The 23,156-nt window shown below is 59.8% G+C and carries 19 protein-coding genes and 6 tRNA genes; 24 read left to right on the top strand and 1 reads right to left on the bottom strand.

The window, feature by feature from the left end; translation table 11 throughout:
• The first annotated feature begins 10 nt into the window (after positions 1–10).
• The 23 genes from fabF (at position 11) to GCM43_RS02405 (ending at position 17,876) form a co-directional block, all read left to right on the top strand.
• Positions 11–1,261, top strand: a complete 1,251-nt coding sequence (gene fabF / locus GCM43_RS02515; protein WP_152241901.1) for a beta-ketoacyl-ACP synthase II — start codon at positions 11–13, stop codon at positions 1,259–1,261.
• 287 nt (positions 1,262–1,548) lie between these two features.
• Positions 1,549–1,962 (top strand): hypothetical protein, encoded by a 414-nt coding sequence (locus GCM43_RS02510; protein WP_152241900.1) that lies wholly within the window; start codon positions 1,549–1,551, stop codon positions 1,960–1,962.
• An 81-nt stretch (positions 1,963–2,043) separates the two neighbouring features.
• Complete coding sequence (gene rpoE / locus GCM43_RS02505; RefSeq protein WP_152241899.1) at positions 2,044–2,646, top strand: RNA polymerase sigma factor RpoE; 603 nt, start codon at positions 2,044–2,046, stop codon at positions 2,644–2,646.
• 77 nt (positions 2,647–2,723) lie between these two features.
• Positions 2,724–3,044: a sigma-E factor negative regulatory protein gene (locus GCM43_RS02500; RefSeq protein WP_152241898.1), complete on the top strand. Its 321-nt coding sequence runs from the start codon at positions 2,724–2,726 to the stop codon at positions 3,042–3,044.
• 171 nt (positions 3,045–3,215) lie between these two features.
• Positions 3,216–4,709 (top strand): Do family serine endopeptidase, encoded by a 1,494-nt coding sequence (locus GCM43_RS02495; protein WP_152241897.1) that lies wholly within the window; start codon positions 3,216–3,218, stop codon positions 4,707–4,709.
• Positions 4,710–4,784: 75 nt separating this feature from the next.
• The gene (locus GCM43_RS02490) at positions 4,785–5,036 is read left to right on the top strand and encodes a glutaredoxin family protein (protein ID WP_152241896.1); all 252 of its coding nucleotides are present in this window, start codon (positions 4,785–4,787) and stop codon (positions 5,034–5,036) included.
• 277 nt (positions 5,037–5,313) lie between these two features.
• Positions 5,314–7,107, top strand: a complete 1,794-nt coding sequence (lepA, locus tag GCM43_RS02485) for a translation elongation factor 4 (protein WP_152241895.1) — start codon at positions 5,314–5,316, stop codon at positions 7,105–7,107.
• Positions 7,104–8,021 carry a signal peptidase I gene (gene lepB, locus GCM43_RS02480; RefSeq protein WP_152241894.1) on the top strand — a complete coding sequence of 306 codons (918 nt, stop codon included), beginning with the start codon at positions 7,104–7,106 and terminating at the stop codon, positions 8,019–8,021. The genes lepA and lepB overlap by 4 nt, the downstream gene beginning before the upstream one ends.
• An 84-nt stretch (positions 8,022–8,105) precedes the next feature.
• Entirely contained in the window at positions 8,106–8,876 is a 771-nt protein-coding gene (rnc, locus tag GCM43_RS02475) for a ribonuclease III (RefSeq protein ID WP_413770919.1), read from the top strand.
• A gap of 7 nt (positions 8,877–8,883) precedes the next feature.
• Positions 8,884–9,786: a GTPase Era gene (gene era / locus GCM43_RS02470; protein ID WP_152241892.1), complete on the top strand. Its 903-nt coding sequence runs from the start codon at positions 8,884–8,886 to the stop codon at positions 9,784–9,786.
• A 28-nt stretch (positions 9,787–9,814) separates the two neighbouring features.
• The gene (gene recO, locus GCM43_RS02465) at positions 9,815–10,648 is read left to right on the top strand and encodes a DNA repair protein RecO (RefSeq protein ID WP_152241891.1); all 834 of its coding nucleotides are present in this window, start codon (positions 9,815–9,817) and stop codon (positions 10,646–10,648) included.
• 19 nt (positions 10,649–10,667) lie between these two features.
• Complete coding sequence (gene pdxJ / locus GCM43_RS02460; RefSeq protein WP_152241890.1) at positions 10,668–11,429, top strand: pyridoxine 5'-phosphate synthase; 762 nt, start codon at positions 10,668–10,670, stop codon at positions 11,427–11,429.
• Between the two features lie 2 nt (positions 11,430–11,431).
• Complete coding sequence (gene acpS / locus GCM43_RS02455; RefSeq protein ID WP_152241889.1) at positions 11,432–11,833, top strand: holo-ACP synthase; 402 nt, start codon at positions 11,432–11,434, stop codon at positions 11,831–11,833.
• Between the two features lie 7 nt (positions 11,834–11,840).
• Positions 11,841–13,721, top strand: a complete 1,881-nt coding sequence (uvrC, locus tag GCM43_RS02450; protein WP_152241888.1) for an excinuclease ABC subunit UvrC — start codon at positions 11,841–11,843, stop codon at positions 13,719–13,721.
• A gap of 112 nt (positions 13,722–13,833) precedes the next feature.
• A complete protein-coding gene (pgsA, locus tag GCM43_RS02445; protein ID WP_152241887.1) occupies positions 13,834–14,418 on the top strand; it encodes a CDP-diacylglycerol--glycerol-3-phosphate 3-phosphatidyltransferase in 585 nt (194 codons plus the stop codon).
• A 386-nt stretch (positions 14,419–14,804) separates the two neighbouring features.
• Positions 14,805–14,880: transfer RNA gene (locus tag GCM43_RS02440), tRNA-Gly, on the top strand.
• A 91-nt stretch (positions 14,881–14,971) separates the two neighbouring features.
• Positions 14,972–15,047, top strand: a tRNA-Gly gene (locus GCM43_RS02435).
• A 59-nt stretch (positions 15,048–15,106) separates the two neighbouring features.
• A tRNA-Gly gene (locus GCM43_RS02430) sits at positions 15,107–15,182 on the top strand.
• 55 nt (positions 15,183–15,237) lie between these two features.
• Positions 15,238–15,313 (top strand) — tRNA-Gly (locus tag GCM43_RS02425).
• Positions 15,314–15,395: 82 nt separating this feature from the next.
• A tRNA-Gly gene (locus GCM43_RS02420) sits at positions 15,396–15,471 on the top strand.
• Positions 15,472–15,511: 40 nt separating this feature from the next.
• Positions 15,512–15,585 (top strand) — tRNA-Cys (locus tag GCM43_RS02415).
• Positions 15,586–15,894: 309 nt separating this feature from the next.
• The gene (locus GCM43_RS02410) at positions 15,895–17,382 is read left to right on the top strand and encodes a SulP family inorganic anion transporter (RefSeq protein ID WP_152241886.1); all 1,488 of its coding nucleotides are present in this window, start codon (positions 15,895–15,897) and stop codon (positions 17,380–17,382) included.
• Between the two features lie 29 nt (positions 17,383–17,411).
• Positions 17,412–17,876: a hypothetical protein gene (locus tag GCM43_RS02405; RefSeq protein ID WP_152241885.1), complete on the top strand. Its 465-nt coding sequence runs from the start codon at positions 17,412–17,414 to the stop codon at positions 17,874–17,876.
• On the opposite strand, the gene GCM43_RS02400 is transcribed toward GCM43_RS02405, so the two are convergent.
• Entirely contained in the window at positions 17,873–19,561 is a 1,689-nt protein-coding gene (locus tag GCM43_RS02400) for a methyl-accepting chemotaxis protein (RefSeq protein ID WP_152241884.1), read from the bottom strand. The two genes, GCM43_RS02405 and GCM43_RS02400, sit on opposite strands and share 4 nt — an antisense overlap.
• A 514-nt stretch (positions 19,562–20,075) precedes the next feature.
• On the opposite strand from GCM43_RS02400, the gene fdnG reads away from it, so the two are divergent.
• Positions 20,076–23,147, top strand: coding sequence for a formate dehydrogenase-N subunit alpha (gene fdnG, locus GCM43_RS02395; RefSeq protein WP_152241883.1), 3,072 nt, complete (start codon positions 20,076–20,078; stop codon positions 23,145–23,147).
• The last annotated feature ends 9 nt before the right edge of the window (positions 23,148–23,156 follow it).

Here is a 23,156-nt window from a genome sequence, read left to right as displayed (position 1 = left end):
GGAGAATCGCTTGAGCCGTTCTAAAAACCGTCGTGTCGTCGTTACCGGCCTGGGCTGCGTCTCACCTGTAGGCAATAATATTGCCGACAGCTGGGGTGCAATCGTCGAAGGTAAATCCGGCATTGCCACGATTACCAAGTTCGATGCCCAGCCTTTCACCACGCACTTTGCCGGTGAAGTCAAAGGCTTCAATATCGAAGATTACATCTCCGGTAAGGAAGCTCGCCACATGGATACCTTTATCCATTTTGGCATGGCTGCCGGCATTCAAGCCATGCAGGACTCCGGCCTGGAAGTGACCGAAGAGAACGCCGAGCGTATCGGCGTGATCATCGGCTCGGGCATCGGTGGCCTGCCGCTGATTGAAGAAACCAAGTCCGAGTACGAGAAACGCGGCCCGCGCCGTATTTCGCCATTTTTCGTGCCTGCCTCGATCATTAACATGATCTCTGGCAACCTTTCGATCAAATATGGTCTGAAGGGCCCGAACCTGGCTATCGTGACGGCCTGTACTACCGGTTTGCACTGCATCGGTGCTGCTGCGCGCATGATCGAGTACGGCGATGCCGACGTCATGATCGCCGGCGGCGCCGAATCGACTGTCTCGCCGCTGGGCCTTGGCGGCTTCGCCTCGGCACGCGCCTTGTCGACCCGTAACGACGACCCGGCAACGGCGTCGCGTCCGTGGGACAAGGACCGCGATGGTTTCGTGCTCGGCGAAGGCGCTGGCGTGATGGTGCTGGAAGACTACGACCACGCGGTAGCGCGCGGCGCCAAGATCTATGCTGAAGTGCATGGTTTCGGGATGAGCGCAGATGCTTATCACATGACCTCGCCTCTGGAAGATGGCAGCGGCGGTGGCCGTTCAGTGGTTGCTGCGTTGAACAACGCCGGTTTGAACCCGGATCAGATTCAATACGTCAACGCGCATGGCACCTCGACGCCGCAAGGCGACGTGGCTGAAGTGATGGGCGTCAAGCGCACCTTCGGCGAGCATGCCAAGAACCTGGTCGTCAGCTCGACCAAGTCGATGACCGGCCATCTGCTCGGTGGCGCCGGTGGCCTGGAAGCAGTGTTTACGGTGCTGGCAATCCACAATCAAGTGGCGCCGCCGACCATCAACCTGTTCAACCAGGATCCGGCTTGCGATCTCGACTTCTGTGCCAATACGGCGCGCGACATGAAGATCGATTATGCAGTGAAGAATTCGTTCGGCTTCGGCGGTACGAATGGCACGCTGATTTTCGGTAAAGCAAAGTAAAAGCAAGTCTGGTTCGGCGAGATATTTTTGTTTCGCCTGAACTTTTAGCGCTCACTACGGTCAAACCGTAGTGAGCGCTGATTCGGCGCCAACGTTCGTTGGCGCCTGAATTTGCCCGGCATGGTGCCGGCGCGCCTTAATTTTTTCCCGTCAAGTCTATGTCGATTGCCGTTTCGGCTGTCGTTCGCACGCCTGTCTGCGTGCGCCTGCCGCAAGCTTGCCTGGCCGTTTGCGCGTTGCTGGCTGCCTGTCCGCTGTCCGGCTGCTGGCCTGCTGTCGGCAGCTCCATGCAATTGGTCGGTGCTTACGCCTGGTCCTTGCCGCTGGCAGTGGCAAGCGCTGCCGGCGGCCTGTTGCTGCTGGTCATCTGTTGCCGGCCCGCCACCGCATGCAGGCTTGATATTTCACCGGTCGGCCAGGTGCGCCTGGCGGTATATCTGGATTCGACAGCGCGCGATTCGGCAGCGCCCGCTGCGGTGCCGGCGTCAATCGCGTTGCCGTCGCAGTCGTCGTTATGTCGGCTGTTGCCGGGAACGACCTTGTGGCCAGCGCTGCTGGTGCTGCGCCTGATGGACGGGCAAGGCCGGCGATGCAGCGTGCTGGTCCAGCGCGGCGCCTACGGATGTCCGGCGTTTCGCGCGCTTGCCGTGGCGTGTCGCGTGCTGGCGGCGCGCCAGGAGCCGGATGGCGAAAAAAAGTGACATGAAAACTGAACTTCTTGCAGCGGGCCAACTCTATAGTCAATCAGGCACGCACGCTGCATGTGAACAGGGGTTGCGGGCGTGAAGACAGAGCGGGAAGCGGATCAATTGCTGGTCGAACGCGTACAGGCGGGCGACCGGCAGGCGTTTGACATTCTGGTGTCGAAGTATCAGCGACGCCTGATGCGTCTGATATCGCGGTTGATACATGATACGGCTGAGGCTGAAGATGTAGTACAGGAAACCTTTATCAAGGCATACCGGGCGCTGCGGCATTTTCGTGGTGAAGCCGCCTTTTATACCTGGCTGTACCGCATCGGTATCAATACAGCCAAGAACTATCTGCTGACCCAAGGGCGGCGCACGCCTGCCTTGGGCGATGCCGATGCCGGGCAGGCGGAATCGTTCGAGGATGGCGGTAAACTGCGCGACAACAATACGCCCGAGTCCGTATTGGCCAGCAAGCAGATCGCCGCCACCGTCAACGCCGCCATGGACTTGCTGCCGATTGAATTGCGTACGGCGATCATATTGCGTGAAATCGAAGGCCTGAGCTACGACGAGATTTCACAGATCATGGCCTGTCCCATCGGCACCGTGCGCAGCCGTATTTTTCGCGCACGCGAGGTGATTGCGGAAAAACTCAAACCCTTGCTCGACATGCCGATTGACAAGCGCTGGTAATGAAACGAGTATGGCGCTTATTGTAAAAAAGCATGGCCGGTAATGACGCCGGGATACTTGAACTGGCTGGGTCTATCATGGACACGCACACACAATTGCTCGAATACCTGTCGGCCCTGGCCGACGGCGAGCTGGCGCACAGCGAACGCGAGCTGGCCCTGGCGGTACTCGATACCGAAGCCGGGCGCCAGGCCTGGCAGGCCTGGCAGCGCATCGGCGACGTGCTGCGCGCGCAGCTGCCCGGTAATGCGTCCGATGCGCCTGATACGCCGGATATGCAGTTCGCGGCGCGCCTTGCCAGCCGCCTGACGCAGGAGGAGGCTGCCGGCAGCACCGTCCCGTCCAGACAGCCTGACGCAGCCTTGCCCCTGCAGCGCCATCCATCGGCGCAGCGCTGACAGTCTGGCTTACGCCGGCCTTAATGCCGGCGTCCCCCTCTTGACACCTGCCTGCGGCACGATTGACACTATCAGCAGGCGATATCTTGCTTATGCGATATATTGTTGAGCAGTTTGCCATTGCTTGCCGGCAGCAGCCCGATCCGATTCAACATTCGAAAAGTACTGTCCATGAAAAAAAATATTTGTGCAAACAGCAAAACGTTTTCAGCGAAAACTCTTTCCGCACTGTGTCTGGGAACGGCCAGCGTTTTCTTTGCGCCCACCGTGCTGGGCCTGGGCCCGGTCGCGCAGGCCGCCATTCCTGCCGTTGGCTTGCCCGACTTTGCCAACCTGGTCGATGCCGTCGGCCCGGCCGTGGTCAATATTCGCACCACCGAACGCCTGAAGTCCGGCGGCCCCGGCGCTGGTGGCCAAGATGAACAGGAAATGCAGGAATTCCTGCGCCGCTTCTTTGGCGGCGCCATGCCCACGCCACGCCAGCAGTCGCCCAAGGCGCCGCGTGGTGCGCAGCAGGAGCGCGAAGTGCAGCGCGGCGTCGGCTCGGGCTTTATTATCTCGGCCGATGGCTATGTGCTGAGCAATGCGCACGTGGTCGACGGCGCCGATGAAGTCTACGTCACGCTGACCGACAAGCGCGAATTCAAGGCCAAGGTAATCGGTGCCGACGCCAGCACCGACGTGGCGCTGCTCAAAATCGAGGGCAGCAACCTGCCTCGTATTACCATCGGCGACTCCAACAAGATCCGCGTCGGCGAATGGGTGATTGCCATCGGTTCGCCATTCAACCTCGACAATACGGTGACGGCCGGCATTATCTCGGCCAAGGCGCGCGATACCGGCGACTACCTGCCGCTGATCCAGAGCGATGTGGCGGTCAACCCCGGCAATTCGGGCGGCCCCTTGATCAATATGCGCGGCGAAGTGATCGGCATCAATTCGCAGATCGCCACCTTGTCCGGCGCCTATAACGGCATTTCGTTTGCCGTGCCGATCGACGAGGCGATGCGCGTGGGCGAACAGTTGAAAAAGACCGGCAAGGTAGTGCGCGGACGCATCGGCGTGCAGATCGGCGCCGTCAGCAAGGAAGTGGCCGAGTCGCTGGGCCTGCCGAACGACAAGGGGGCGCAGGTATCGATGGTCGAGCCGGGCGGCGCTGCCGACAAGGCCGGCATCAAGCCGGGCGATATTATCCTGAAATTCAACGGCGCCGCCATCGAGCGCTGGTCCGACCTGCCGCGCCTGGTGGGCAGCGCCACCGTCAATGGCAAGGCCACCATGACCGTCTGGCGCAACGGCGTGCAGCAGGAGGTGCCGGTGGTGGTGGCGCAGGTCGATGACGGCAAGACAGCCAAGAAAGACGCCAAGGCACCGGAAGTACTGGGCCGCAATGCACTGGGTCTGAAAGTGAGCGACGTGCCGGCAGCCAAAAAGCAGGAACTGAAAATCGATGCTGGCGTCCAGGTCGACGATGCCGATGGCGTGGCTGCGCTGGCCGGCTTGCAAGGCGGCGACGTGATCTTGCAGCTCAATAACACCGCCGTGCGCGACGCCAAACAGTTCAATGCGCTGGTAGCCAAGCTCGATCCGAAGAAGACCACCGCGCTGCTGGTACGCCGTGGCGATACCGCGCAGTTTGTTTCCTTGCGGCCAACCGCGAAGTAACTCCGGCCTGTGGGGGCGGGCCATCCCAGGCCGCTCCCTTGCCCCGCGCGCGTCAACAAGATCACTGAACCCACCATGCACTTCACCCTGTACTCCCGCGGTTACTGCCACCTTTGCCAGGAGATGTTTGACGCGCTGCAGCGTCTGCAAACGCCGGCGCAGCCGTTCACGGTCGAGGTAATCGATATCGACCAGTCGCCCGACGCCACGCTGCTGGCCCGCTTCGATGAGCTCGTTCCGGTGCTGTTTGCCGGCCTTGAGCAGCCCGAGCTGTGTCATTACTTCCTCGACGAAGCGGCCGTGCGGCGCTGCCTGGCAGCGCAATAAAGAAAGCGCGCCAGCACGCAACTGCACGTTTTCCCCGGTGCCACCCTGATAACACGGGCTTTCTAGTGTGAAATCCGGTAAAATGGAGAGGTCGAAAAAGCTCCTGTCCGAGGCAGCAGCTTCTGTCGCTTCAAAAAGCGCTCGCCCGGGGCATGCAGATGCCCTGCTCGGAGCGCTTTTTTCATCATGAGCGGGGCGCCGGGTCTATCCCGAAGTTGGCCCCTTGGCCCTGGATTCCTTGTTACAGCACTGTTGTCACTCGCATAGATATTAGTTAATGAATAACATACGCAATTTCTCCATCATCGCCCATATTGACCACGGTAAATCGACCCTGGCGGACCGCATCATTCAATTGTGCGGCGGCCTGTCCGACCGCGAGATGGAGGCGCAGGTGCTCGATTCGATGGATCTGGAGCGCGAACGCGGCATTACCATCAAGGCACAAACGGCCGCGCTGCAATACAAGGCGCGCGATGGCCAGACCTATAACCTGAACCTGATCGATACGCCGGGCCACGTCGACTTCAGCTATGAAGTGTCGCGCTCGCTGTCGGCCTGCGAAGGCGCGCTGCTGGTAGTCGACGCCTCGCAGGGCGTGGAAGCGCAAACCGTGGCTAACTGCTACACGGCGCTCGACCTGGGCGTAGAGGTGGTGCCGGTACTGAACAAGATCGACTTGCCGAACGCCGACCCGCCGACCGCGATTGCCGAAATCGAAGACGTGATCGGCATCGATGCCGCTGACGCCGTGCATTGCTCGGCCAAGACCGGCCTGGGCGTGCAGGACGTGCTGGAGTCCCTGATCGCCAAGGTGCCGGCGCCGAAGGGCGATCCGGACGCACCGTTGCAGGCGCTGATCGTCGACTCCTGGTACGACTCGTACGTGGGCGTGGTGATGCTGGTGCGCATGGTCAATGGCACCCTTAAACCCAAAGACAAGATCCGCCTGATGGCCACCGATTCGGTGCAGCTGGTGGAAGATATCGGCGTATTTTCGCCGCGTTCGCAATCCTTGCCGCAATTGTCGGCAGGACAGGTGGGCTTTATTATCGCCGGTATCAAGGAACTGAAGGCGGCCAAGGTGGGCGACACCGTGACGCTGGCTTCGCGTCCTGCCAGTGAGCCGCTGCCCGGCTTCAAGGAAGTGCAGCCGCAGGTGTTTGCCGGCCTGTTCCCGGTCGAAGCCAACCAGTACGATGCGCTGCGCGATTCGTTGGAAAAGCTCAAGCTCAATGATGCGGCGCTGATGTACGAGCCGGAAGTGTCGCAGGCGCTGGGCTTCGGCTTCCGCTGCGGCTTCCTGGGCTTGCTGCACATGGAAATCGTGCAGGAGCGTCTCGAACGCGAGTTCGACATGGACCTGATCACCACCGCGCCGACCGTGGTGTACGAGGTGGTGCAGCGCGACGGTAGCATGATCAACGTCGACAACCCCTCCAAGATGCCCGATCCGTCGCGCATCGAAGAAGTGCGCGAGCCGATCGTTACGGTCAATCTGTATATGCCGCAAGAGTATGTCGGTTCGGTCATTACCCTGTGTATCGCCAAGCGCGGCATCCAGATGGACATGAGCTACCACGGCCGCCAGGTCAAGCTGATCTATGAAATGCCGATGGCCGAGATCGTGCTGGACTTCTTTGATCGCCTGAAATCGACCTCGCGCGGTTACGCTTCGATGGACTACGAGTTCAAGGAATACCGCGCGGCCGACGTGGTCAAGGTCGACATGCTGATCAACAGCGAGAAAGTCGATGCGCTGGCCATTATCGTGCACCGTTCCAACAGCCAGTATCGTGGTCGCCAGGTTGCCGCCAAGATGCGCGAGCTGATTCCGCGCCAGATGTTCGACGTGGCGATCCAGGCGACCATCGGCGCCAACATTATCTCGCGCGAGAACGTCAAGGCGTTGCGCAAGAACGTGCTGGCCAAGTGCTATGGCGGCGATATCAGCCGCAAGAAGAAATTGCTGGAAAAACAAAAAGCAGGTAAAAAACGCATGAAACAAGTGGGTTCGGTGGAGATCCCGCAAGAAGCATTCCTGGCAATTTTACAAGTGGACGATAAATGAACCTGCAAGTGATCTTAGGAAATTTCGCTTTAATCCTGTTTGTGCTGATGGTGGCGACCGGCCTGGTCTGGTGCCTCGATGTGTTCTATCTGTCCAAGCAGCGCCGCAAGGCGGCCGACCAGGCGCTGGCCGAATTCGATGCGCGCCAGGCCAAGCTCGCCGGCGAGGGCATCAAGGCCGACGCCGGCGGCAACCGTGCCTCGATCGAAGCGGCGCTGCTGCGCCAGCCGACATGGGTTGAATACTCGGGCAGCTTCTTTCCGGTGATTGCGCTGGTGTTCTGCCTGCGCTCGTTCCTGTACGAGCCGTTCAAGATTCCATCGTCGTCGATGGTGCCGACGCTGCTGGTGGGCGACCTGATCCTGGTGAACAAATTTACCTACGGTATCCGTCTGCCGATCGTCAACAAGCGCATTATCGAAGTGAACGATCCGCAGCGCGGCGACGTGATGGTGTTCAAGTATCCGAAAGACATGACGCAGGACTACATCAAGCGCGTGATCGGCGTGCCCGGTGATAAAATCACCTATGAAAACAAGCGTTTGACGGTCAATGGCAAGGAAGTGACATACACGCCGCTCGACGATTATCTCGACGATGAAAGCACCGTGTATCACAAGCAGCTGGAAGAAAACCTGACCGGCGTCAGCCACCGCATCCTCAATGACGATCCGGCGCCGACGCTGAACCTGGCCGAAGTGAAAGATTTCCCGCACAAGGACGACTGCAGCTACAACGAAGACGGCTTTACCTGCGTGGTGCCAGCGGGGAACTACTTCATGATGGGCGACAACCGTGACAACAGTGCGGACAGCCGCTACTGGGGTTTCGTGCCGAACGAGAATATCGTCGGCAAGGCTTTCCTGGTGTGGATGAATTTCAGCAATCCGAAACGCGTGGGCGGCATTCATTAAGCCTCTGGCCGCCGCGCCCAAACATTGCGTGGCGGCCAGCCGAATCAATCAGATGAAACAGAAACAACAATGAATCTTCAGCTATTGCAAACCCGTCTAGGCTATACGTTCCAGGATGCTGGCCTGCTGCAGCAAGCCCTGACGCACCGTAGCCACAGCAGTTTGCATAACGAGCGGCTGGAATTTCTCGGTGACTCCATCCTCAACTGCGTGGTAGCGTCGATCCTGTACGAGCGCTTCCAGGCAATTGACGAGGGAGATTTGTCACGCCTGCGCGCCAATCTGGTCAAGCAGCAGTCGCTGTATGAAATCGCGCAAAAGCTCGAACTGTCGCAGTTCCTGCGCCTGGGCGAAGGCGAACTCAAGTCTGGCGGCTTTCGCCGTCCGTCGATCCTGGCAGATACGCTTGAAGCGTTGCTGGGCGCAATTTTCCTCGATACCGGTTTCGATGCGGCCAGCATGGTAATCCGCGCGTTCTATATTCCCATCCTCGATACGGTCGATCCGCGTACGCTGGGCAAGGACGCCAAGACGCTGCTGCAGGAATTTTTGCAAAGTAAGAAAATCTCGCTGCCACAATACAATGTGGTGGCCACCCATGGCGCCGCCCACAGCCAGGAATTCGAGATCGAATGCCTGGTGCCGAAGTTGAATATCCAGGTCTACGGCCGTGGCGGAAGCCGCCGCGCCGGTGAGCAAGCCGCCGCCCGACTGGCGCTCGACGTGGCAGAGCAGGCAATGCAAAAGTCGCCTGCCGCCAGCCGCAAGCCCAAACCGCGCGCCGCCCAGCTCAAGCTGGCCGGCATTGCCACCATCCAGAGCGACGACGTTGCCGTTCACACCAAACAGAATTGATACCAGCATGACAGATTCCAAAATGCCCGAACACTTCCGCTGTGGCTATATCGCCATCGTGGGCCGCCCCAACGTGGGCAAATCGACCCTGATGAACGTGCTGATCGGCGCCAAGGTCAGCATCACCTCGCGCAAGGCGCAGACCACGCGCCACCGCATTACCGGCATCCAGACCTTGCCCGATGCGCAGTTTATCTATGTCGATACGCCTGGCTTCCAGACGCGCCACTCCAACGCGCTCAACAAGACGCTCAACAAGACCGTCACCAATACCCTGATTTCGTCGGACGTGATCCTGTACGTGATCGAGGCGGGCACGTTTGGCCCGGCCGACCAGCAGGTAATGGACCTGCTGCCGAAAGAAGTGCCGTGCATCCTGGTGATCAACAAGTCGGACCGCGTGAAAGACAAGGCCGTGCTGCTGCCGTTCGCGCAAAAAGTGGCCGCCATGCGCGACTTCGCCGCCATCGTGCCGGTGTCGGCCAAGCTGCACTTCCAGCTTGAAGGCTTGCAAAACGAGATCAAGCGCTTCCTGCCGGAAAACCAGCCTATCTTCGGGCCCGACGATATTACCGATCGCAGCGAAAAATTCCTGGCCTCGGAAATCGTGCGTGAAAAGCTGTTCCGCTTTGTCGGTGATGAACTGCCGTACACCAGTACCGTACTGATCGAGAAATTCGAGCAGGAAGGCGACCTGCGCCGCGTGTTTGCCGCCATCCTGGTCGAACGCGATACGCATAAATCGATGATCATCGGTAACAAGGGTGCGCGCCTGAAGGAAGTGTCGACCCAGGCCCGCCTGGATATGGAAAAGCTGTTCGGCGGTCCGGTCTACCTGGAAATCTGGGTCAAGGTCAAATCGGGCTGGGCCGACAACGAAGCCGGCCTGCGCGCCTACGGCTACGAGTAAGCCTGCCACGGGTGACAACACCAACCGCATGAGCACCACCCTCCCTGCGTTGCCCGATGCTGCGCCGGTGGCCGCCGCGCCACCGGCTGCCGGTGCGCCGCCAGCGCGTCCGGCACGCCCGGCGCGCGCCACTACCCGCGCCCCGCAGCGCGACGGCAAGGTCACCGGCCAGCCGTCGTTTGTGCTGCACAGCTATCCCCATAAAGAAACCAGCCTGATCGTCGACGTATTTACGCGCGAGTACGGCCGCATCGCGCTGGTGGCCAAGGGCGCCAAGCGGCCCCATTCGCAACTGCGCGGCGTGCTGCAGACCTTCCAGCCGCTGCAGGCCGGCTGGACCGGCAAGTCCGAGCTGCGCATCCTGACCGGTGCCGAGTGGGTCGGTGGCATGCTGCCGTTGGAAAAAACCGCCTTGCTATGCGGCTTTTATCTCAATGAACTGCTGGTCAGGCTGCTGGCGCGCGACGATCCCCATCCCCAACTGTTCGACCATTACGTGGCCACGCTGAACCAGCTGGCGCACAACGAGCCGGCGCCGATCGTGCTGCGCAAGTTCGAGCGCGCACTGCTCAAGGAAACCGGGGTGGCGGCCGATCTCACGCGCTGCACCGTCACGCGCCAGGGCGTGCAGGCCGGTGAGGTGTATGTGGTCGACCCCGAGCGCGGACCGCGTCCGGCGCACGCGCAGGACGCCTGGCCGAAAATCACCGGCAAGACCCTGCTCGACATGGAATGCGAAGATTACCTCGATGCCGCCACGCAGGCGCAGAGCAAGCTGCTGATGCGCTTTTTGCTGGCCCACCAACTCGGTGGCGCGACCCTCAATACGCGCCAGATTCTGATCGACCTGTTGCAGCTATAATTTTACGGAACTTAATCTCATGAGCTTTTTGCAGCCTGCCGGCCCCGTCATCGACCTGGGCGTCAATATCGACCATGTGGCGACCCTGCGCAATGCGCGCGGCACCGCTTACCCTGATCCGCTGCGCGCAGCGCTGCTGGCCGAACAGGCCGGCGCCGACGCCATCACCTTGCACCTGCGCGAAGACCGCCGCCATATCAAGGACGCCGATGTGATTGCGATTGCGCCGCAACTGATTACGCGCATGAACCTGGAAGCAGCCGTCACTGCCGAGATGATCGACTTTGCCTGCCGCATCAAGCCGTTTGATGTCTGCCTGGTGCCGGAAAAGCGCACTGAAGTGACCACTGAAGGCGGGCTGGACGTGGTGCGCTACTACAAGGAAGTGGAAGCGGCCGTCAAGCAGCTGCAAGGCGAGGGCATCCGCGTCAGCCTCTTTATCGATGCCGACGAGCAGCAGATCGGCGCCGCTGCCGACCTGGGCGCGCCGGTGATCGAGCTGCACACGGGCCGCTATGCCGATACCGAAGGCGCGGAGCAACTGGCCGAGCTTGAACGCATCGAGGCCGGTGTGCGCTTTGGCGTTGGGCGCGGTCTGAAGGTCAACGCGGGCCACGGTCTGCACTACACCAATGTACAGGCGATTGCCGCCATCCCCGATATTGCCGAACTCAATATCGGCCACGCCATCGTGGCGCATGCGGTGTTTGTCGGTTGGGAAAACGCGGTTCGTGAAATGAAGGCTATCATGGTGGCGACAAGACTGGGCAGCAAAGGATAAACATGATCTACGGCATCGGTACCGACATCTGCAAGATACCGCGCATCGAGGCGGCGCTGCAGCGCCATGGCGAGCGCTTTGCACGCAAAATACTGGGGCCGCAGGAGCTGGACAAGTTTCGCGCGCGCAGTGCCAAGCATGCGGCGCGCGGCGTGCGCTTCCTGGCAACCCGCTTTGCCGCCAAGGAAGCGTTTTCCAAGGCCATCGGCCTGGGCATGCGCATGCCGATGACCTGGCCGGCCGCGCAGATGCTGAACCACCCGAGCGGCAAGCCGATGATCGTCTGCAGCGGCGTGCTGGCCGAGTTCATGGAAAAACATCGCCTGATCGTGCAGGTCACGGTCAGCGATGAAGAAGAGTATGCCGTGGCGTTTGTGATCGTGGAGCAGGCGCCGGAACCCTGAGTGAGCAATGACTGAAGCAATCCCCGATCTGAACGCCATCGTGCCTGTGCCGGATCCGCGTGAGCAGGTGCTGGCGACGGTGGCCAAACTGCCCAACCTGCCTGGCGTCTACCGTTATTTCGATGCCGCCGACAAAGTGCTGTACGTGGGCAAGGCGCGCGACCTGAAAAAGCGCGTGTCGAGCTATTTCCAGAAAAACCTGGCCAGCCCGCGCATCGCCATGATGGTCGAGCGCATTGCACGCCTGGAAACCACGGTCACGCACAGCGAGGCCGAAGCGCTAATCCTGGAAAACAACCTGATCAAGGCGCTGCAGCCGCGTTACAACATCCTGTTTCGCGACGATAAGTCCTACCCTTATCTGAAAATCACCAACGGCGAAGCGCCGCGCATGGTGTATTACCGCGGTGCGGTGGACAAGAAGAACCAGTATTTCGGTCCGTTTCCCAGCTCGTGGGCGGTCAAGGAATCGATGCAGATACTGCAGAAAGTATTCCTGATCCGCACCTGCGAAGACAGCGTGTACGCCAATCGCACGCGGCCCTGTCTGCTGCACCAGATCGGCCGCTGCAGTGCGCCGTGCGTGAACCTGATCAGCAAGGAAGACTACCGGCTCGACGTCGACAATGCAGCGCGTTTCCTGCGCGGGCGCCAGAGTGAAGTCATGGCCGACCTGGAAAAGAAGATGCATGCCTATGCGGCCGAGCTGAAATTCGAGCAGGCGGCGCTGGTGCGCAACCAGATTGCGTCGCTGTCGCGCGTGCTGCATCAGCAGAGCATGGAAACGTCGGGCGACGCCGATGTCGATATTATTGCCGTGCTGGTGCAGGGCGGCCGCGCCTGCGTCAACCTGGCGATGGTGCGCGGCGGACGCCATCTGGGCGACCGCGCCTATTTTCCAAGCCAGATGAGCGATGCCGCCGCCATTGCCGAAGAACCCATCGAGGTCGAGGTGCTGAGCGCCTTCCTGGCCCAGCATTACACGGAAAAATTTATTCCTGGCACGCTGATCCTCAATATTGAATTCGACCAGCCGGCGCTGATGGTGGCCCTGATGGAACAGTGCGGCCATCGCATCAACCTGATTTTCCAGCCGCAGGGGCAGCGCCGCCAGTGGCTGGAACTGGCGCAAAAAGGCGCCGAGATTTCGCTGGCGCGATTGCTGTCCGAGCAGGGCTCGCAGCAGTCGCGCACGCGTGCGCTGGCCGACGCCTTGCGGCTGGAAATCGAAGACCTCGACACCCTGCGCGTCGAGTGTTTCGATATCAGCCATACGCAGGGCGAAGCGACGCAGGCCTCGTGCGTGGTGTTCCATCATCACGCCATGCAGAACGGCGAATACCGGCGCTACAACATCAACGACATTACGCCGGGCGACGATTACGCCGCCATGCGCCAGGTGCTGATGCGCCGCTATGAAAAAGTGGCCAATGGCGACGGTGTGATGCCCGATGTGGTGCTGATCGACGGCGGCAAGGGCCAGATTGAAATGGCGCGCCAGGTATTTGCCGAACTGGGGCTCGATATCAGCCTGATCGTCGGCGTGGCCAAGGGCGAGGGCAGGCGCGTGGGGCTGGAAACGCTGATGTTTGTCGACGGACGGCCGCAGCAGGAGCTGGGCAAGGAATCGGCGGCGCTGATGCTGGTGGCGCAGATCCGCGACGAGGCGCACCGCTTTGCCATTACCGGCATGCGCGCCAAGCGCGCCAAGACGCGCCAGACCTCGCGCCTGGAAGAGATTGAAGGCATTGGCGCCAAGCGCCGCCAGAAATTGCTGGCGCGTTTTGGCGGCCTGCGCGGCGTGGTGGACGCCAGCGTGGAGGATCTGATGTCGGTGGAAGGCATTTCAACCCAGCTGGCCGAAGAGATTTACCGACAGTTGCACTGATGCACGAGCCGGTGCGGCTGCCAGCAACTGGAATAGGTTACTATGCGTGCGCCATATCATCCCGTGATGTGTGGCGTTTTGTTCACTTTATCCGTCGGCCGATTGTCTTACTATGCCTTTTAATATTCCCATTCTCCTGACCTGGCTGCGCGTGGCCCTGATCCCGTTGGTGGTCGGCGTGTTTTACCTGCCGCCGTCGATGCTGCTGCATGGCGACCAGAACCTGGTGGCCACGCTGGTCTTCATCGTTGCCGCCGTGACCGACTGGTTTGACGGTTTTCTGGCGCGCCGCTGGAACCAGACCTCAGCCTTTGGCGCCTTCCTCGACCCGGTGGCCGACAAGCTGATGGTCGCCGGCGCCTTGCTGGTACTGGTGCAGCTCGACCGCGTCAACGCCGTGCTGGCCTTTATTATTATCGGCCGCGAGATCACCATCTCGGCGCTGCGCGAATGGATGGCGCAGATCGGCGCGTCCAAATCGGTGGCGGTCAGCTCGATCGGCAAGATCAAGACCGCCGCCCAGATGACCGCCATTCCGTTGCTGCTGTATCACGAGGTGATCTTTGGCGCGATCGATACCCATGTCTGGGGTGAAAAGCTTTTGTGGCTCGCTTGCGTGCTGACGGTTTGGTCGATGTTCTATTACCTGCGCCTGGCATGGCCCCTGATTAAGGAAAAGGCCGGCAATCTGCATTGATCCCGTATGTCGGGTGGGTCGGGTACGTCGGGTAGGTCGGATTAGTCCCGAAGGGACGTAATCCGACACAATAGGCGCTTGCGTATCTCTGCGCTTGAAAGCGTAAAAACTGCGGGCCGGAGACGCGGGGCTGAGAAAATGCCGATGGCGGCGTTGCAGCTCCTCGCCGTACTGGCGTACTGTCTTCGTCGCTGCGCCTTGCCCTCGACATTTTTCAGCCCCGCTTGGCCCGGAATGCCTTTGCCGGGGACGAGGGGTGTTTTGGGCATTGGTGGTTTGCTTGTTCTCGTATGTTTGCGGTCCCTGGATAGTCCATAGGAGAAGCCGCCAAAATCCCATTGACACCCTCTGTAATACCTCTATAATGCTGGCCTGTTGTTGATGACGCGGGAGTAGCTCAGTTGGTAGAGCGCAACCTTGCCAAGGTTGAGGTCGAGAGTTCGAGACTCTTCTCCCGCTCCAGTTTTCTGGAAGTGTCATAGGTAAAACAGCAGTTGCAGTGAAAAAGTAGTACTGGCGATGTAGTAGAGCTTCTGATACAATGTTGTCCACTGCGGGAGTAGCTCAGTTGGTAGAGCGCAACCTTGCCAAGGTTGAGGTCGAGAGTTCGAGACTCTTCTCCCGCTCCAGTGATTCACTGGGCGCAGTTGTAAACGAGGTTGAAAAGCAGTAAAATAGTTGTTCAGATGCGGGAGTAGCTCAGTTGGTAGAGCGCAACCTTGCCAAGGTTGAGGTCGAGAGTTCGAGACTCTTCTCCCGCTCCAGCGCAAGCTGGAAGCAGTCAGGTTAGTGGCAGCAGCAGAAAATAGAAGCTCCAATGCGGGAGTAGCTCAGTTGGTAGAGCGCAACCTTGCCAAGGTTGAGGTCGAGAGTTCGAGACTCTTCTCCCGCTCCAGAATTCTAAAGGGAAGCGCAGCTGGCTTCCTTTTTTTATCCGCCGCCATGTGATGGTGCAGCGTGATGCAGTAAAGCTCCATGCGGGAGTAGCTCAGTTGGTAGAGCGCAACCTTGCCAAGGTTGAGGTCGAGAGTTCGAGACTCTTCTCCCGCTCCAGTTTCAGATGTGCCGAAAAACACATCGCAGCAGTTCCTCAGGCGAGGTAGCAAAGAGGTTATGCAGCGGCCTGCAAAGCCGTTTAGACGGGTTCGATTCCCGTCCTCGCCTCCAGATGAAAAAAATAGCCCACTTTCGAGTGGGCTATTTTTTTGCCTGCCCGGGCAGTTGCGGTCGTCTTGCGAGTGTTTTGCGCCTGTCTTGCGCCAGTCTTGTATACTCGCGCCTGCCCGGCCATGCTGTCGTGCTAACCCGATTGATCCGACCTGTGCGCCATACCGATGTAGTGAGCGATTCCCTATAAATTCCCAATCTCGACCGGGATTTGCGTGGCCAGCGGTTCAACGCCAGCCAGCTGTATCGGTACGCCTGATTTCACGGCAGCAAGCCTGCCATTGTTTGCTTCAAACCGGATACTGATCAATGATGAGCAATACCTTTCGGGCCGAATGGTTCCCGAATATACAAAAGAATTTCCTCGCCGGCCTGACCACCTCGTTTGCGTTGGTGCCTGAATGCATCGCCTTTGCGCTCGTTGCGCACCTCAATCCGCTGATGGGCTTGTATGGCGCCTTTATTATCTGCGCCATGACGGCCGTGTTTGGCGGGCGGCCCGGCATGATTTCGGGCGCGGCCGGCTCGATGGCGGTAGTGATCGTGGCGCTGGTGGTGCAGCATGGAGTGCAGTATCTGCTGGCGACCGTGGTGCTAAGCGGCATGATCATGGCGCTGTTCGGCATTTTGCGCCTGGGTAAGTTAATCCGCATGGTGCCGCATCCGGTGATGCTGGGCTTTGTCAACGGCCTGGCCATCGTGATTGCCATGGCCCAGCTTGAACACTTTCGCCAGCCGGCCGCGCAGGGCCATGGCTGGCTGCAGGGCACGCCGCTACTTGTGATGAGCGCGCTGGTGGCGCTGACCATGGCGATTGTCTATATTTTGCCGCGTCTGACGCGCGCCGCGCCGCCGGCGCTGGTGGCCATTCTTGGCGTGGGCGTACTGTGCTATGTGCTGCAATTGCCGACGCGCACCCTGGGCGACCTGGCGCAGATTGCCGGCGGCCTGCCCGTGTGGCACTGGCCCGATGTGCCGTTTAATATGGCAACTTTGCAGATTATTTTCCCGTATGCCGCGCTGATGGCCATGGTGGGCCTGCTGGAAACCCTGCTGACTTTTAACCTGACCGATGAAATGACGGAAACGCGCGGCCAGCCCAACCGCGAATGCGTGGCGCTGGGCGCCTCCAATATCGTCTCGGGCATGTTTGGCGGCATGGGCGGCTGCGCGATGATCGGTCAGACCATGATCAACTTGAGTTCGGGCGGTCGCTCGCGCCTGTCGGGGCTGACCAGTGGCGTGATGATCCTGTTGTTTATCCTGTTTCTGTCGCCGCTGATCGAGCGCATTCCGCTGGCGGCGCTGGTGGGTGTGATGTTCGTGGTGGCGCAGGAAACGTTTGCCTGGGGTTCGCTGCGCGTGCTGGGCAAGGTGCCGAAGCACGATGCGCTGGTCATCGTGGCTGTCACCATTATTACCGTCTTGACCGACCTGGCGGTGGCCGTGGGCTGCGGCATCGTGATTGCCGCGTTGAACTTTGCCTGGCAGCACGCGCGCGAGATGCGCGCCGATATCGATGACAGTACGCAAGGCGAGCGCGTGTATGTGCCGCACGGCACGCTGTTCTTTGCCTCGACCGCGCATTTCCAGGAACTGTTCGATCCGGTTCTGGACCCGGCGCGCGTGGTGCTCGATTGCCGCCATCTGCATATGGCCGACCATTCGGCCATTGCCGCCATTGAATCGCTGTACGAGCGTTATGAAAAAGCCGGCAAGCATGTGCAGGTCACGCATTTGTCCAAGCGTAACCATGCCTTGCTGGCGCGCGCCGGCGTCGATGTCGGCGTGGCCTGACCTTTATTGAAAAGAAAATCCGGAGCACCATGCTGACTGCAGAACAAGAAACATTATTACAGGAAAGCCAGCAGGCTTTCGATGCCTATTACGACGCGCTGGGTACCTCGCTGGTCAGCTTTGTCGAGCGCCTCGGCATCCAGCCATCGCACGAAGTGCTGACCAATGCGGCCGAATACCTGCCGTATATCGATGCGGCCATGCGCACCATCACTATCCGCGATGAAAGCTGGCAGTGGGTCAAGACCATGCTCGGCTACTTTGTGGGGGAATACTTCGTGCAGCAGCATGCCGGCTGCTGGTATCTGGAAACGCAGCCCCAGTCGCCGCATTTCTGCCGTGTGATGGTCGGCGGCTTTGAAGATGGCCTGCCGGCCGATGCTGCGATCGAGCCGGAACAGCTGGCGCTGGCCTTGTTGGCCGGCCCGCTGCCGCGCGAGCTGTCGAAACTGATCGACGAGACGGCGACAGCGCTGCAACGCAAGCCGCTTTAAAACTCTTCCCAATCGCCTTCGCCACTGGTCGCCTTGGGCGCGCTGCGAGGTGCAGGCGAGGGCAGGGTCGGCGCCTTGCGGACTGGCTGCGTTGGTGCTTTCAAGGGCGCAGCCTTGGCCACTTTCACTGCCGGTACGGCTGCCGCGCCGTCCAGGCGAAACACGCTGACTACCTGTGCCAGCGCGCTGGCCTGTTCCTGCATCGCTTCGGCCGCTGCCGAGGCTTCTTCCACCAGCGCTGCATTTTGTTGGGTAACCTGATCCATTTCGGAAATGGCCTGGTTCACCTGCTCGATGCCGGCGCTTTGCTCTTCGCTGGCGTTGCTGATTTCACCCATGATCGAGGTGACAAAGGCAATGCTCTGCACGATCTCTTCCATGGTGCGGCCGGCGCGATCGACCAGCACGGTGCCGGCGTCAACTTTCTGCACCGAATCGTTGATCAGATCCTTGATTTCCTTGGCCGCTGCACTCGAGCGCTGCGCCAGGTTGCGCACTTCGGTGGCCACCACCGCAAAGCCACGGCCCTGTTCGCCGGCGCGCGCTGCTTCCACCGCCGCATTCAGCGCCAAAATATTGGTCTGGAAGGCAATCCCGTCGATCACGGAAATAATATCGACGATCTTTTTCGACGAGTTGTTGATGTCGTCCATGGTGGTGACCACTTCGGCCACCACGGCGCCGCCGCGGCTGGCGATCTGGGCGGCGTCGCCGGCCAGTTTGTTCGCTTCGCGCGCATGCTCGGTATTCTGCTTGACGGTCGAGGTCAGTTCTTCCATCGAGGAAGCGGTTTCTTCCAGCGAACTGGCCTGCTGTTCGGTGCGCGACGACAGATCCTGGTTGCCGGCTGCAATTTCGCTCGATGCGGTGGCAATCGTGTCGGTGCCGCTGCGCACCTGGCCGACGATGCCCACCAGGCTGTCGTTCATGGTTTTCAGCGCCTGCATCAGCTGGCCGGTTTCATCGCGGCTGCTTACCGTGATCTGGCTGGTCAGGTCGCCGGCCGCTACCGTTTCAGCAACCTGAACGGCAGCGCGGATCGGACGCGTGATCGAGCGCGAAATGGTCCAGGCAAAGCCGATGCCGAGAATAATGGCCAGGATGCCCAGTTCGATCAGCAGCAAACGGGTGCTGGTGTACGACTCGAGGATGCTGTCGGCTACGCCGTCGGCAGCGGCAATCTGCATTTCCGCAAAGCGCTTGACTTCGGCCTGGTAGGCCACCGTGATGGGCGCCAGCTCCACATCGAAAATCTTGCGTGCCAGTTCCATATCGCCTTCGGCCTTGGCCTTGAAGGCGCGGCCGCGCGTTTCAACATAGGCAGTGCGCACCTTGCGCACCACGTCGAACTGCGCCTTGACGCCCGGATTGCGCAGCGAAACGGCAATCTTGTCCTGCAGATCGCTGGAGCGCTGGGCAAATACTTTCAGATCGGCTTCGATTTTGGCCAGCACGACCGGATTGGTAATTTCAAACGTGGCCACGCCGCGCACGCTGTTGATCTCGATGATCTTGGCCCATTCGGCTACCATGCGCTGGTTCTTGATGCTGGTATGGACCAGGCGGTAGGTCAGGTCGCTGGCCGTTTGCATGCGCACGATGGCGGTGACGGTCAGGGCGGCAAGCAACAGCAATACGACGGCAAAGCCGACGCCGAGGCGGCTGCCGATATTCAGGTTTTTCATGTGGTTCCTAGCAATTTAACAGTCGGATTCGCCGCAATGCGCAGGTCGTCGCGCTGCAGAACGGGAAATCGGGGGTAACTGGCGCCGCGCTTCTGGCGCTATGGCGGGCCACGCAAGCTGTGGCCGGGAGGTGCAAGTGGTTGCGCACTGGCTGGATGCTCAGCGGCCGGCGAAGTATAGCATTGATACGGAGAAATAGTTTTTCAAAGCAATAATAATGTTATTTAGGCATGTAATATAATGACAGGTGCAGGTGCTCACTATCGCAATACAAGGCGGATTTTAGCAGGGCTACCGGTCAATAAGTAGTTTCCACTAAGTAGTCACAACCAGCAGCCAGCACCAGTTGCCTTATTGAGGAGTAAAATGCATTGATATGGCGCAAAAACTCTGTAATTCATGCTGTGAATATCGGTAGCGACTGCTCCATGACTTTTTTTTACATACAAAACTTCGGAAAACCGGTGGCAGTCACACCGGCATGCCGAAGTTCCTTACATCATAGAGGCCTGATATGGTTCAGATGTCCAGGCGCCAGTTCCTTCGGGTAACTGGCGCGACCATTGCCGGCTCCAGTCTGGCCATGCTCGGTTTCGCACCGGGCACGGCCATGGCTGAAGTGCGGCAATACAAGCTGTCTCGCACCACCGAGACGCGCAATACCTGTCCTTACTGCTCGGTAGGCTGCGGCGTACTGTTGTACGGACTGGGCGACGGCGCGAAAAACGCTGTGTCGAGCATTATCCACGTGGAAGGCGACGCCGATCACCCGGTCAACCGCGGTACGCTGTGCCCGAAAGGCGCCAGCCTGATCGACTTCATCCATAGCCCGAACCGCCTGAAAGTGCCCGAGTATCGCGCACCTGGCGGCACGGAATGGCAGCCGATCTCCTGGGATGTGGCGCTCGACAAGATCGCGCGCCTGATGAAGGATGACCGTGACGCCAACCTGATCGAGAAAACCGAAGACGGCAAGACCGTCAACCGCTGGCTCTCCACCGGCATGCTGGCCGCCTCTGCCGGCAGCAACGAGGTCGGTTATCTGACCCACAAGACAGTGCGCAGCATGGGGATGCTGACCTTTGATAATCAGGCGCGTGTATGACACGGACCGACGGTGGCAGGTCTTGCCCCGACGTTTGGCCGTGGCGCGATGACGAATCATTGGGTCGATATCAAGAATGCCGATGTGATCCTGGTCATGGGCGGCAATGCAGCAGAAGCACATCCTTGCGGATTCAAATGGGTAACGGAAGCAAAAGCACATAACAAGGCCAAGCTGATCGTTGTCGATCCGCGTTTTACCCGTACCGCATCCGTGGCAGATTACTACTGCGCCACGCGTACCGGCACGGACATCGTTTTCCTCGGCGGTATCATCAATTACCTGCTGACCAACGACAAGATCCAGCACGAATACGTCCGCAATTACACGGACATGCCCTTTATCGTGCGCGAAGACTTCGGCTTTGAAGATGGCCTGTATTCGGGCTTCGACAAGGAAAAAGGCAAGTACACCGACAAGAGCACCTGGGACTATGAAATCGGCGAAGATGGCTACGCCAAGGTCGATCCGACCCTGGAGCATCCGCGCTGCGTGTACCAGATGATGAAGAAGCACTATTCGCGCTACACCGTGGAAATGGTGACGCGCACGTGCGGTGTCTCGTCCGAGAAATTCCATAAAGTTGCCGAAGCGCTTGCTTCGACCGCCGTGCCCGGTCGTGCCGGCACCATCCTGTACGCACTGGGCTGGACGCACCATTCGACCGGCGCGCAGACCATCCGTACCGGCGCCATGGTGCAGCTGTTGCTCGGTAATATGGGCATTGCCGGTGGCGGCATGAACGCCTTGCGCGGCCACTCGAATATCCAGGGTCTGACCGACCTGGGGCTGATGTCGAACCTGTTGCCAGGCTATATGACGCTGCCCAACGAGGGCGAGCAGGATTTCGACGGCTATATCGGCGCGCGCGCCACCAAGCCGCTGCGTCCGAATCAGCTCAGCTACTGGAGCAATTACCGCAAATTCCACGTCAGCTTCATGAAGACGTGGTGGGGTGACTTTGCCACGGCCGAGAACAACTACGCGTTCGATTACCTGCCCAAGCTCGACAAGCCGTATGACCTGATGCAGGCCATCGAGAACATGCATCAAGGTAAGATGACCGGTTATATCTGCCAGGGCTTCAACGTGCTGGCGTCGGCGCCGAACAAGCAGAAGGTGACCGAAGCGCTGTCGAAACTCAAGTTCCTCGTCATCATGGATCCGCTGGCAGTGGAAACCGGTGAATTCTGGAAGCCGCACGGCCAGTATCACGAAGTCGATCCGACCAAGATCATGACCGAAGTGTTCCGTTTGCCGACCAGCTGCTTTGCCGAAGAACGCGGCTCGCTGGTGAGCTCCTCGCGCGTGCTGCAATGGCACTGGCAGGCAGCCGAACCACCGGGCCAGGCGCGCAGTGACCTCGATATCATGTCGGGCCTGTTCCTGCGCATCCGCAAGATGTACCAGACCGAAGGCGGTAAATTCCCGGACCCGATCGTCAACCTGACGTGGAACTATGCGCAGCCGCATAGCCCGCAGCCGGAAGAGATCGCCCGCGAATTCAACGGCCGGGCACTGGTCGATCTGTACGATCCAAAGGACGCCACCAAGCTGCTGGTCAAGAAGGGCGAGCAATTGTCCTCGTTTGCCCAGTTGCGCGACGATGGCAGCACCACCAGCGGTTGCTGGATTTTTGCCGGCAGCTGGACCCCGGCAGGCAACCAGATGGGACGGCGCGACAACAGCGACCCGACCGGTATCGGCCAGACGCTGGGCTGGGCCTGGGCATGGCCGGCCAACCGCCGTGTGCTGTACAACCGTGCTTCGTGCGATCTGAAAGGCAAGCCGTTCGATCCGACCCGCAAGCTGATCGCCTGGAACGGCACCAACTGGAGCGGTGCTGACGTGCCCGACTTCAAGGTGGACGAACCGCCGGAAAACGGCATGGGTCCGTTCATTATGCTGGGCGAAGGTGTGGCGCGTTTCTTTGCGCGTGGCGCCATGGCCGAAGGTCCGTTCCCCGAGCATTACGAGCCGTTTGAAAATCCGCTCGGCTACAACCCGATGCATCCGAAAAATGCGCAGGCGACCAGCAATCCTGGTGCGCGCGTGTTTGCCGATGACCGGAAAATGTTCGGGACGCATGAAGAGTATCCGCATGTGGCAACCAGCTACCGCCTGACCGAGCATTTCCATTACTGGACCAAGCATGCACGGCTCAATGCCATTATCCAGCCGCAGCAATTCGTTGAAATCGGCGAAGAGCTGGCCAAAAGCATCGGCGTGGTTGCCGGTGGCGAAGTGCGCGTGTCGTCCAAGCGTGGCCACATTATCGCCAAGGCCGTCGTCACCAAGCGTATCAAGGCGTTGACGATCGAAGGCAAGCCGGTGCATACCGTCGGCCTGCCGCTGCACTGGGGCTTTACCGGCCTGACCAAGCCCGGGTATCTGATTAATACCCTGACGCCTGGCGTGGGGGATGCGAATTCGCAGACACCGGAATTCAAGTCCTTCCTGGTGAAGGTGGAAAAAGCATGATGGGAGATC

Source organism: Janthinobacterium aquaticum, assembly GCF_009208565.1.
Taxonomy (GTDB): Bacteria; Pseudomonadota; Gammaproteobacteria; order Burkholderiales; family Burkholderiaceae_D; genus Janthinobacterium.
This window is presented reverse-complemented; position numbering and strand designations above follow the sequence as displayed.

Excerpts from the sequence above, each read along its gene's own strand:
- GCM43_RS02510 (WP_152241900.1), top strand. The coding sequence starts at position 1,549 with ATGCAATTGGTCGGTGCTTACGCCTGGTCCTTGCCGCTGGCAGTGGCA.
- recO (WP_152241891.1), top strand. The coding sequence starts at position 9,815 with ATGAGCACCACCCTCCCTGCGTTGCCCGATGCTGCGCCGGTGGCCGCC.
- GCM43_RS02490 (WP_152241896.1), top strand. The coding sequence starts at position 4,785 with ATGCACTTCACCCTGTACTCCCGCGGTTACTGCCACCTTTGCCAGGAG.
- lepA (WP_152241895.1), top strand. The coding sequence starts at position 5,314 with ATGAATAACATACGCAATTTCTCCATCATCGCCCATATTGACCACGGT.
- GCM43_RS02410 (WP_152241886.1), top strand. The coding sequence starts at position 15,895 with ATGATGAGCAATACCTTTCGGGCCGAATGGTTCCCGAATATACAAAAG.
- uvrC (WP_152241888.1), top strand. The coding sequence starts at position 11,841 with ATGACTGAAGCAATCCCCGATCTGAACGCCATCGTGCCTGTGCCGGAT.
- GCM43_RS02405 (WP_152241885.1), top strand. The coding sequence starts at position 17,412 with ATGCTGACTGCAGAACAAGAAACATTATTACAGGAAAGCCAGCAGGCT.
- GCM43_RS02400 (WP_152241884.1), bottom strand. The coding sequence starts at position 19,561 with ATGAAAAACCTGAATATCGGCAGCCGCCTCGGCGTCGGCTTTGCCGTC.
- lepB (WP_152241894.1), top strand. The coding sequence starts at position 7,104 with ATGAACCTGCAAGTGATCTTAGGAAATTTCGCTTTAATCCTGTTTGTG.
- GCM43_RS02495 (WP_152241897.1), top strand. The coding sequence starts at position 3,216 with ATGAAAAAAAATATTTGTGCAAACAGCAAAACGTTTTCAGCGAAAACT.
- GCM43_RS02500 (WP_152241898.1), top strand. The coding sequence starts at position 2,724 with ATGGACACGCACACACAATTGCTCGAATACCTGTCGGCCCTGGCCGAC.
- pdxJ (WP_152241890.1), top strand. The coding sequence starts at position 10,668 with ATGAGCTTTTTGCAGCCTGCCGGCCCCGTCATCGACCTGGGCGTCAAT.
- pgsA (WP_152241887.1), top strand. The coding sequence starts at position 13,834 with ATGCCTTTTAATATTCCCATTCTCCTGACCTGGCTGCGCGTGGCCCTG.
- acpS (WP_152241889.1), top strand. The coding sequence starts at position 11,432 with ATGATCTACGGCATCGGTACCGACATCTGCAAGATACCGCGCATCGAG.
- era (WP_152241892.1), top strand. The coding sequence starts at position 8,884 with ATGACAGATTCCAAAATGCCCGAACACTTCCGCTGTGGCTATATCGCC.